The following is an 11,325-nucleotide window of genomic DNA, read 5'->3' as shown; positions in this document are numbered from 1 at the left end:
ACCGTGGGATTTTTCAGCAGCCTGCTAAAGCGAGATAGCTTCAGGCCGATCGATGATCTTTTCGTCATTCCCGCGAAGGCGGGAATCCATAATCACTGCACTGGCAGATGGATTCCCGCCTTCGCGGGAATGACGCCGGCAATGCGCGAGGATCAGGTCATCATGCTCGAAGCGCAGTGCGCGACCGCGTTCATCGGCATCGGCATCGGCATGCCTGCCTCAGGCATTTCTGAACCGCGCAGCCTGATCGGACAGTGAAGCCACTTCGCTCGTCAGGTTGCGCGCCGCTGCCGATGTTTCCTCGACCATCGCAGCATTTTGCTGGGTCGCATGATCCATCGCGCGAATGGCGACCGAGATTTGGGTGATCGCTTCGGACTGTACCATCGTATCGCCCGCCATCGCGCCCAACAATTCGTGTACCGCGCCGACTTCGGTCGATATGTCCGCCAGCGCGCCGTCGACATTCTGCACCGCCTGCACGGCGGTTGCGATGTCGGTCTGCGTCAGCGTCAGCTGGTCGCGCGCGCGCTTGGCCTCTTCTTCCGCCCGCATCGCCAGCGCCGACACCAGATCGGCGACCACGGCAAAGCCGCGTCCCGCATCGCCTGCGCGTCCCGCCTCGACCGCGGCGTTCATCGCCAGCACCCGGGTCTGGAACGCAATTTTGTCGAGCCCTTCGATCACGCCGTCGATGCCCTTGGCGCTGTCCGACACCCGGCCCATCGCCGCTACCGCTTCCACGGCGGTGGCACGTCCGCCGCCAACGGTGGTAATCGCCTTGTCGGCGCGTGTCACCGTCTGGCCCGATACCTCGGCGGTCGCGCGCAAGCGTGAATCGATCTGCACCAGCGCCGCGCTGGTTTGTTCCAGGCTGGCGGCATTGCCTTCGGTGCGCTGCGCCAGATCGAGCGATGCCTGCGCGATCTCATGCGATCCGCTGCGGATGCCGATCGTGCTTTGAGTGACCGCTCCGATCATCGACCGCACCGATTCCAACGTCTGGTCATAGCTCGATTGCAGCGCGGCGAAGCTGGACGGTAGTTGATCGAGGTTCGATGCCAGGTCGCCATCGGCCAGCCCCTGCAATGCGTCGCCCAGTTTTCGGATAGCCTCGTCGCGTTCGGCCTGCCCTTGTTCGAAATAGATCGAAACCGACAATTCCAGGTCGAGCAGCGCCGCCTTTACCAGCGCAATGCTGGCATCGGTCGCGCTCGGCAGGCGAAACCACGATCGCAGCCGCTGCCAGAATGAAAAACGCTTCGATGCGCCGCGCATCAGCTCTTCCAGCACTAGGGCATAGGCGCCGATGTACCAGCGCGGCTCCAGCCCGATCCGGGCATGCACCGATCCGATCCTGCGGACGCTGGAATAGAAGTTATCGTCGAACCGCCCACTGGCGATGTTCAGCCAGTGGGCGTGCTGCGACGCCTTTGCCTTTCGCATATGCGCTTCGTCGCGAAAGAAGACCGCCGTCTCGGGCGTCTTGCGCGCTGTCGTATAGAAACGCTCCAGCCCGTCGCTCAGCATCGAACCCATGATCGGCTGGATCTTTGCCAGGGTTGCGCGCTGTTGCTCGTCGATGCCCATGAAGGTCAAACGCGATTGGACATGGTCGTGCGACATTATCGTTCTTTCATTCCTGGCCGCAATTCTGTTCGAGACTAATACCAAGGTTCATTGACATGAACCTATCCCCAGCCCGCCCCGCCTCCCCACCCGACCACCATAGCCTGATGGTATCTTTGGTGGTCGGGTGGGGAGGCGGGGCGGGCTGGGCGGTATGCGTCGCGTTCCACGCGACTTGGTATTAGAATGCGTTCCAATCGTCGCTGCCACCGGTGTCCACCGATGCCATGGCAGGCAGCGCCTTAACCGGCGACTTATAGGCTGACGCGGCCTTCCTAGGAGCCGAAGGCTTGCTTGGTGCCGGCAGTGCGGGGGCAGAGGCGCGTGCGCGGCGGACAGGTGCAGCGCCCGAAATCCGGAACTTGCCTGTCTGATCCGACAGCGACGTCACCTCGGTCGTCAGGTTGCGCGCAGCTGCCGAGGTCTGCTCGACCATCGCGGCATTTTGCTGGGTCGACTGGTCCATCGCGCTGATCGCCACCGAAATCTGGCTGATCGCCGATGATTGCGCGGTGGCGTCTTCGGCCATCGTGCCCAGCAACTTATGCACCTCCCCCACATCGCTGGAGATATTCGCCAGCGCGCCGTCGACCTTCTGCACCGCTTGCACCGCGGTGACGATGTCGGTCTGGGTGAGCGTCAGCTGGTCGCGGGCGCGCTTTGCTTCTTCCTCTGCGCGCATCGCGAGGGCCGAAACGAGATCGGCAACCACCGCGAAACCACGGCCCGCATCGCCGGCACGTCCGGCCTCGACCGCCGCGTTCATCGCCAGAACTCGCGTCTGGAACGCGATCTTGTCGAGCCCCTCGATCACGCTGTCGATGCCCTTGGCACTGTCGGACACGCGCCCCATCGCGGCAACGGCTTCTTCGGCAGTGGCGCGGCCGCCGCCGACGGTGGAGATCGCCTGATCGGCACGGCCAACCGTCTGGCCCGAAGCCTGCGCGGTCGCCTTCAACCGGGTATCGATCTGCACCAGCGCGGCGCTGGTCTGTTCGAGGCTGGCGGCATTGCCCTCGGTACGGCGGGCAAGATCTTCGGAAGCCTGGGCGATTTCCTGCGATCCGGTACGGATGCCATCGGCACTTTCGGTAACGCCGCCAATCAGTTCGCACAGGCTCGACAGCGCCGAATTATAATCATGCTTCAGCGCAGCATAAGCGGGCGGGAAGTCTGCGGTGATCTGCGCGGTCAAGTCGCCGCCGGTCAGCGCCTGCAGTGCTTCGCCAAGGGCCGTGGTAACCGTCTGCTGTTCGGCTGCGTCTCGCGCTTCGACGATAGCGCGCTGGGCACTTGAATCGCGGAACTGCTCGACCGCCTTGGCGATGGCGCCAAGCTCGTCGCCCCGGTCGCGATGCGGCACCGCGATATTTGCACCATTGGCTAGCTTCGTCGTGACACCCGCCAGCTCGGCCATGGGATTCGAAACCGTCTTCGATAGCAGGAACCAGATATAGCCCATGCCCGCGACCGAGATGATCGCCAGCGCTATCATCCAACCCAGCGCGCTATTGGCATAGCTATGGCCCTCTACGCTCGCCGCTTCCGATCGCTCCAACGTCTTGCGCTGCAGCAAATCGGCCTGTGCGATCATGGCATCCGATGCCTCCCTGCCGTCACCCTCGATCAGTGCCTGCGTGGCATCAGGCTGCTCGCGCTTCGAGGCCAGAATCCGGGTATTCACGTCGATCAGCGACACCGCCAACGCGCGCAGCTTCGCTGCATCTTCCTCCAGATCTTCGCCGCTGATCTTGGCATAGGCATCCAGCTTTGCCACCAAATCGACATTGGCCTTGGCAAACTGCTCTTCCAGTTGGGTGGCAGCGGCTGAGGACCGTGTTGTTGCGTGCGATAAGACGATGATGCGCTCCTCGCGCGCCAGATTGAGCAGTTCTGACAGCGCGGTGACACCGGCAAGGCCCCGGGCAACATGCCGGTCCCCCATGCTCGACAGTTCGCGATTGGCCATGCCGCCGGTCATCGCAAGCGCAGCCAGCAGCGCACCGATCACCGAGAATGCGACCAGCAACTTTTTAGACAGTGTCCAATCGTTCAAGAAAGCCATCTTGAGAATAGTCCCGTTTCTGCGCCATTCAGACCCACATGCGCGCCACGACGCGCACTGCCAGTTGCTGCGGCAAGGAGGAGCGATAACGGTCTTATAGGTGGCACAAGCAGCGCGGGACGTGCGGCGGGCTGAAAATTGCGCCGCAACTCGGGCAGATCGTGGCACCTCAGGACAAATACTTAGAAGCCGCAGGCTTACTTATCCGTTCGCACTCGCGCGCGCCGAGGCGCCGATGCCTTACCGTCATTGCCCTCGCCAAACCACCACCGCACAAGCGCCACCGGCACCGGCGGAGGGCATGATCACCACCGGCATGGCAAAGGGCCGCGACCGTCTGGACAGCGCCACATCGGCCAGCGTGCTGCGCGGCAGCGAAATCGACAAGCTCGGACCGCTGCCCTTGTCGGAAATTCTGCGCACCATCCCGGGTATTCGCGTCGAATCAGCGACCGGCGACGGCAATTCCAGTTCCACCGTGCGCGGCCTGCCGATGGCTTCGGGCGGCTCGAAATATCTGCAGCTTGAAGAAGATTGCCTGCCCGTTCTCGAGTTTGGCGACATCTTCAACATGGCGAGCGACACGTTCCTGCGCGCCGATTTCAACGTCGCTCAGATCGAGGCGATCCGCGGCGGCTCGTCCTCGACCTTCGCGTCGAACTCGCCCGGTGGCGTAATCAACATCATCTCCAAAAACGGCGACGCAGCCATCGGTCGGAACGTAATGGCATCGCTAAGGCTCGATTTTTAAGGCGGACTTTCCAGCATTTGATGGCTGGCAGATGATCAGGTCGGATCGCCTTCGAGCGCGCCGACCCGATTGTCGTCGTACTTTCGACCAAGCATTCAGTCCGGAAACAAGCGGCGCGCGCTCTTACGCGGCGTGGACGGATTGGTTAACCTTCCTCGGCATGGTCAATATCGCAGCTGCCAGATACCAGCTCAAATTCGCCCACGCTGCATAGACCCGGTCAACTACGAACAAGCGTATCTGTCGCCGGCCTTGACCAATCTGCTCATTTGAAAGCAAATCGGCATACCGAAAAAAGCCGGCGAGCTTAGCCGCGGGTCGAAAAGGTGACGAAGGAACAGCACGGATGCAGCCAGCAAACCCAGAATCCGAGCCTTCTGTCGACCCTTATCGCGAAACTGTCATCGGCGGACGCTAACCCCCGCGCCTTTCTGCACCCGGGGGGCATGTGCTGTCGATCAGAGGCTTGGAAACGCCGCCGCGGGACTCAGGCCCCTCGGACCGGCGGCCATCGGATCAAGAACCGTCGGACCAGGCGCACGCGCGGCGATGGGACGCGGTTCATGGTGCGGTGTTGCGCTATATTCGCAGCCGTGGCGGGCGGCATGATATTGCCGATGACATCGCGCAGGAAACCGTCGCGCGGCTGGTCGAGCTGAGCGGCGCGCAGCAGATTGGCAGCGTGTTCGCGCTGGCCTTTCGCATCGCCGACAATCTGCTGGTCGATCTGCACCGCCGCGAGCGCCGGCTGTCCGACGAAATCGATTCGGACTGGCAAAGCGACGAGCCGTCGCTCGACCGGGTGCTCGATTCGCGCCGCGCGGTCGCGGTCTTCGATCGTTGCCTGCGCCGCATGCCCCCACTTCGGCGCGAAGTGCTGATCCGCCGCCGGTTGCAACATGAAAGCTGCCGCGCCATTGGTGAAGCGCTGTCGATCAGCGCCAAGGCGGTGGAAAAACATATCACGCGCGGCATGATCGATTTGCGCCGCGCCCTCGAACAGGCGGGCGTCGATCTGGTGGGGCACGACTGATGCGCGGCGACAATCACGACATCGACGTGCACGCGGCGCAGTGGGTCGATCGGATGCGCCAGCCTTTGCAGGATGCCGCGCTGGCCGCCGAATTCGACCGCTGGATCCTGACCGATCCGCGCCATGTCGAGGCCTATGCGCGGCTGAGTGCGGTGTGGCGATCGGACAGCCTCGAACACGCACTTAGCCAAACGGCCACCATGCGCGTCGCGAGCAACGATGATGATCGACCCGATCCCGCGCGCCGATCAGGCATGGGGTGGCGGCGAATCGCCGGGGCAAGTGCTGCGTCGCTCGGCCTGTTTTCGGCGTTGCTGTTCGGCCCGCCCCTGCTGGTCGAGCAATCGACCTATGCCACCCCGCGCGGGGTTACCCGGATCGTGACGCTATCCGACGGATCGACCATCCGCATGAATGGCGCGACCCGGATCGCGGTTCGGATCACGCCATGGTCGCGCCATGTCGCGCTCGACCGGGGCGAAGCCTATTTCGACGTCGCGCATGAGCAGGTCCGGGGCTTTTCGGTCGACACCGGCGGTCCCAGCATCGCGGTGCTGGGGACGGCTTTCGATGTCGAGCGGATGGATCAGGATACGCGCGTCATCCAGGTCTATCGCGGTCTGGTCAGCGTCGACATGGGCGCGGGCCGGCGGTGGCGGCTGCCGGCGGGCAGCGGCCTGGAGGTGGCGGGCGATCGGGTACGCAGCTTGCGCGGCGGCATGGCCCAACCCGGCTGGATCGAGGGATGGTATGAGGCGAATGACACGCCGGTGTGGCAATTGGTCGAACGGCTCAATCGCACATCGCCGCGCCCGATCGGGTTCGCCGATCCCGCACTGGGCGAATTGCTGGTGACGGGGCGCTTCCCGATCGATCGGCCTGCCGCCGTGCTGGATGCGCTGGCGGCGATCCACGACCTGCGCTGGCGCTATGACGGCACGCGCTACACGGTGTCGCGCTAAATCGGATGTCACGGAAGCATCATTCATAAGTAATGGAAATGTAACAACAAATAATTGTCGGGTTTTGCAGGTCCGCACCGTCTCTCCCCCGTAACGATCATCGTATTCGGGGGCCTTTCCACCATGTTTCGACTGACTACGCCTGCCGCATCGGCATTGGCGATCGCACTTGCATCGCTTGCCGCCGGCACTGGCATTGCACCGGCAGCCCATGCTGCTGGCGCGCAAAACTATAGCTTCGATATTCCGGCGCAGGATCTTGCCCGCGCGCTCCAGGAATATTCGCGCGTCACCGGCATTCCGGTTGCCGCCTCGCCCGACGCGCTGCGCGGTCGCCGTAGCCAGGCAGTCACCGGCACGCTGTCGGCAGAGCGCGCGCTGGCGCGGCTGGTCGCCGGGGCCAATGTCGATGCGCGCCGCCGGGGCGGTTCGATCATCGTCAAGCCGTTGCCGATAAAGCCCGCACCGTCCAAGCCCAAGCCGGCAACGAAAATAGCGACCGCGCAGGCGAGCACCGCACCGCGGCCTCTGTCCCCGCCGCAGGGTACCGCCAATGCGTCGGCTGAAGACGATATCGTCATCATCGGCTATTTCGGCGCGGTCGAGCGCGCGCTCGACATCAAGCGCAACAACGCCACCGTTTCCGACACGGTGATGGCCGATGACATGGGCGAGCTGCCCGCCAACAACGTGTCCGAAGCACTGGCGCGGCTGCCCGGCGTCAATGCGGTACGCAGCGCGACCACGGGCGAAGGCGATCGCATCACCGTGCGCGGCCTTTCGACCGAGCTGAACAATTATTCGATCAACGGCGTGCGACTGGGTGGTGCCGGGTCGCGCGACAACAACTTCTATCGCGGCGTCCGGCTGAGTGTGCTGCCGCCCGACGGCATCAAGCAGATCACGGTGTACAAGACGCTGACCCCCGATCGCGACGGCGACGCGCTGGGCGGTTCGGTCGATATTTCGACACCGACCGCGTTCGACCAGGCCGCCACCTATTTTCGGCTGTCGGCCGAAGGCGGGATGCTCGACAAATATGACCATCGCAAATCAGGGCAGATTTCGGGGGCGGCATCGCACCAGTTCGGCGACAATTTCGGCATCTATGTCTCGGCCAATTGGAGCCGCCGCCAGTCGCAATTCGAACAGAATGGCGTCGATGGCGATAACCAGCCCGACACTTGGTACAGCGACAGCGAAACATTGGGTTGGGACCCCAACCGATTCGTGCTGCGCGGCATGAACCTGGGCTTTGGCGAGACCGACGTAAAGCGCTGGGGCGGCAACACCAGCCTCGATTTCCGCTCGGATAATCACGACCTGCACATCCGCGGGCAATATGCCAAATATCAGAAAAAAGAATTCCTGAACCGGCTCAATTTCCGCAACGACACCGGCAGGAACTCGACCCGGCTGTCGCAGGTCAATACCGGCGACCAGTCGCTGGCGCAGCCCGACGACAGCGTGATCGGCTTCGACGCCCGGCTTGGACGTATCTATAGCTACAACACCGGGCAGATCGTCGACCGCGACCGGGATGGCAGGATCACCGATGCCGATCGATCGGTCCGGTCGTTCTACAGCCTGAACGGCGGATCGGGCACCTGGGACCCGCAGGGCTTCCGCCTGCGCCGCTTCTGGGAAGCCGAAAACGAGACCGGCAACCTGGCGTCAGCCAACGCAGGCGGCGTGTCGCGGCTCGGCGCGTTCACCATCGACTATGACGTTTCCTATTCGCGGTCGGAGGACAATCTCGACGACGGCTACACGATGGAGTTCCGCAGCGACAAATATGGCTGGCTCGGCAACACCGGGGCGTTGTTCAGCAGTGCCGACGATTCACGCTTTCCCAAATGGCTGCTCAACCCCGCCGGGCTGGCAGGCGTGCAGGATCCGTCGCAATATGCGTTCAGCAGCCTGGAGGGTGAAATCGGCGGCAGCGGCGAAAAGCTGTGGCAGGCGCAGTTCAACACCGAATGGAAGCCCGACATTACCTGGCTCGATTCGCTCAAGACCGGTGCGAAATTCTATGATTCGCGCCGCGAAACCTATGCAGGTTCGTTCCTTCAGCTCGATGCCGAAGGCACGCTGGCCGACTTTTCCGCTTTTCATGGCAAGGACGTGAACAGCCTGTTCGGCGGGGCCTATAGCGGCCTCTATCGGTTGGGCACGACGATCGACAATGAAAAGATGCTGGCTGAGCTCCAGCGCGCCGAACGGGGCGAAAGCACGATATTCGAAGGGTTTGCGGTCGATCCGTCGAACGCAACGATCGCCAATGAAGACAGCTTCAAGTTCAACGAGCGCGTGATCTCGGGCTATGCGATGGCGACCGCGCGGGTCGGGCGTGCCACGATCCTCACCGGCGTGCGGCTGGAGGCGACACGCAACACGATCGATGCCTATAACCTCGATCCGGTGCAGGGCGCTCGCTACACCACCGATCGTTCGAGCTTCACCAACGTGCTGCCGTCGATCCACGTCAATATCGACCTCGATCGGCAGACCAAGCTGCGCACCGCGGCCTGGACCAGTTTCGCCCGGCCCGACATCGCGCGCATGAGCAGCGCGCGCGAGTTCAGCTATGACACCGATCCCGATGGCAACGGCACGCAGAACCCTACCTCTGAATGGGTGCTGATGGGCATCGAGCAGGGCAATCCCGACCTGAAGCCGATGCATTCGCTTAACCTCGATCTCTCGCTCGAGCGCTATGCGGGCAATACCGGGGCCTATTCGGTGGCGCTGTACTACAAGCGGATCACCAATTTCCTGTTCCGCTCTTCGTCGAGCAACATCCGCGACGGGACGCTGGGCGAGAATGTCGATCCCACGGGCGTCGCCATTTCGATGCCGAACAACGGCAAATCGGCAGAGGTTTACGGGGTAGAGATCAGCGCGCAGCAGCGGCTGCACTGGATGCCGGGCATCCTCAGCTCGCTGGGCGTCGGCGGCAATCTGACGCTTCAGCGGTCGAAGGCGGTAACCGGCCTGTCATGGCATCCCGACGGCTATACGCTGCCGCTGATGGAGACGCCCGAGACGATCGCCAACTTGCAGCTGTTCTGGGAGCGCAAGGGCTGGGAAATCTATGGCGCATGGAATTATCAGTCGAAGTTCCTGGGCGGCATCAATGATTTCGGGAATAATCCGTATGAGCAGGCCTATGGCTTTGTCGATCTGACGTTCCGCAAGACTTTTGTCAGCAAATCGTCGCTTCAGCTTCAGGTCCAGAACCTGTTCGACGCGCATACCTATTGGCAGACGGTCTCGTCGGGCGACGGTGCCAGCCGCGCCTATATCAAGAACGGGCGCAGCGTGACGCTCGGCTTCAACCTGATCTTTTGAAGGGACCGCCGATGACACCCCGCCACCAAAGCCTCGCCGCACTATTGCTGCTCCACGCCGCTGCCGCCGTCGCTGTCTTGGCCGCCCCGGCGGTGGCGGGGCAGGCAGCGGCGGAGCAGACGCCGGCGCTGCCGCCTGCGACCGTGCAGCCCGAACGGATCATCCTGACGCTCACCGCCGATCCGGCGACCGAAATGGCGGTGACCTGGCGATCGGCACCTGGCCTTGCCGGGCAGGTGCAGTTCGCCAAGGCGACGGCTGGCCCCGATTATGTCAAGACGCCAAACTTTCTTGCGGCCATCACCGACGATGCGACGCTGCCGGTGCGTGAGGATGCGGCCTTTCGCGCTGCCTATCATTCGGCGGTGCTGACCGGGCTCGACCCTGATACCGTCTATGCCTACCGCGTCGGCGACGGCACCCATTGGTCCGAATGGCTGCAATTTCGCACCGCCGCAGCGACGAATGCGCCGTTCCGCTTCATCTATATGGGCGACATGCAGAATAATGTGCTGTCGCAAGCGTCGCGCACGCTGCGCATGGCGTTTCGGCATGCGGGCGACGCCGCGTTCGTGATCCATGCGGGCGACCTCATCAACCGGCACGACAGCGACATCGAATGGGGCGAATGGTTCGCCTCGGGCGGGTTTCTCTATGCCCAGACGCCGCAGATGCCGACGCCGGGCAATCATGAATATGTCAAGGATCCGGCGGCGCGCGCGGGTTCGTCGATCAACGGGCAGTGGCGCCGCCAGTTCACCCTGCCCGCCAACGGTCCGGCCAGCTTGCCCGAAACGCGCGAGACGACCTGGTCGACCGACTATCAGGGCCTGCGCCTGATCTCGATCGATTCGATGCAGCTCGACCGCGACGAAACCGCGCGCGCGGCGATCGTCCAGTGGCTGGAGGATCGGCTGGCGAACAATCCCAATCGCTGGACGGTGCTGTTCCTGCACTTCCCGCTATTTTCCAGCGAGCCCGATCGCGACAATCCCAAGGTGCGCGCGGCGCTGAAGCCGCTGATCGACAAATACCGCGTCGATCTGGTGCTGCAGGGCCATGATCATGGCTATGCGCGCGGCGCGATCGGCCCTGATGGCCCCGCGGCGGACGACGCCGGTGCCACCTATGCGGTGTCGGTGGCGGGGCCGAAAATGTACGATGTCGGCAGCCTGCCCTGGGCCAGGAAATCGGCGTCGCGGACCCAGGCGTATCAGGTGATCGACGTCAGCCCCAAGACGCTGACCTACCGCGCCTTCACCGCAACGGGCGCGCCGCTGGATTCGGTCACGTTGCGCAAGCGCTGATCCAGCACGCCGCATCAACCCCCGACCGGGCTTCCCCGCTGAATCAGAACGGTCACTACGGGTGAAAGCTGTAACTGTGGGTACGAACAAACTGAGCTGCCCTCGGTTTAGCCGACACCGGGTAAGGCTATATGAGCCTGCTGCTCGAAGTCCGTGGTGCGGGAGATAGCCGAGGGTAGAGTGCCTGCGCGTCGGATTAGCAGGCTGCTGAAAAAGGGCTTGGCTAT

8 protein-coding genes are annotated in these 11,325 nt (G+C 63.2%); 6 read left to right on the top strand and 2 right to left on the bottom strand.

From position 1 onward, the window contains the following. Positions 1-258 (top strand): hypothetical protein (locus tag QU44_RS18765; protein ID WP_231621782.1); only part of this gene is annotated, 258 nt, incomplete at its 5' end. Here the strand turns inward: QU44_RS18765 and QU44_RS16070 are convergent. After that, a complete protein-coding gene (locus QU44_RS16070; RefSeq protein ID WP_052134997.1) occupies positions 220-1,626 on the bottom strand; it encodes a protoglobin domain-containing protein in 1,407 nt (468 codons plus the stop codon). The two genes, QU44_RS18765 and QU44_RS16070, sit on opposite strands and share 39 nt — an antisense overlap. A gap of 184 nt (positions 1,627-1,810) precedes the next feature. Next, positions 1,811-3,694, bottom strand: a complete 1,884-nt coding sequence (locus tag QU44_RS16065) for a methyl-accepting chemotaxis protein (RefSeq protein WP_033923424.1) — start codon at positions 3,692-3,694, stop codon at positions 1,811-1,813. 301 nt (positions 3,695-3,995) lie between these two features. Here QU44_RS16065 and QU44_RS16060 point away from each other — a divergent pair, with 301 nt between their 5' ends. From QU44_RS16060 to QU44_RS16040, 5 genes are all read left to right on the top strand, one after another. After that, complete coding sequence (locus QU44_RS16060) at positions 3,996-4,445, top strand: TonB-dependent receptor plug domain-containing protein (protein WP_131602419.1); 450 nt, start codon at positions 3,996-3,998, stop codon at positions 4,443-4,445. A 448-nt stretch (positions 4,446-4,893) separates the two neighbouring features. Further along, positions 4,894-5,478 (top strand): RNA polymerase sigma factor, encoded by a 585-nt coding sequence (locus QU44_RS16055; RefSeq protein WP_081988120.1) that lies wholly within the window; start codon positions 4,894-4,896, stop codon positions 5,476-5,478. Next, the gene (locus tag QU44_RS16050; RefSeq protein ID WP_033923422.1) at positions 5,478-6,440 is read left to right on the top strand and encodes a FecR family protein; all 963 of its coding nucleotides are present in this window, start codon (positions 5,478-5,480) and stop codon (positions 6,438-6,440) included. The genes QU44_RS16055 and QU44_RS16050 overlap by 1 nt, the downstream gene beginning before the upstream one ends. A 123-nt stretch (positions 6,441-6,563) precedes the next feature. Beyond that, complete coding sequence (locus QU44_RS16045) at positions 6,564-9,791, top strand: TonB-dependent receptor (RefSeq protein WP_081988119.1); 3,228 nt, start codon at positions 6,564-6,566, stop codon at positions 9,789-9,791. Between the two features lie 11 nt (positions 9,792-9,802). Next, on the top strand, positions 9,803-11,098 hold the full coding sequence (locus QU44_RS16040) for a purple acid phosphatase family protein (protein WP_081988118.1): 1,296 nt from the start codon (positions 9,803-9,805) through the stop codon (positions 11,096-11,098). The last annotated feature ends 227 nt before the right edge of the window (positions 11,099-11,325 follow it).

Origin of the sequence: Sphingomonas sp. 37zxx (assembly GCF_000786205.1) — a bacterium.
GTDB lineage: Bacteria > Pseudomonadota > Alphaproteobacteria > Sphingomonadales > Sphingomonadaceae > Sphingomonas.
The sequence above is the reverse complement of the archived record's forward strand: the minus strand, read 5'-3'. Positions and strand labels throughout refer to the sequence as shown.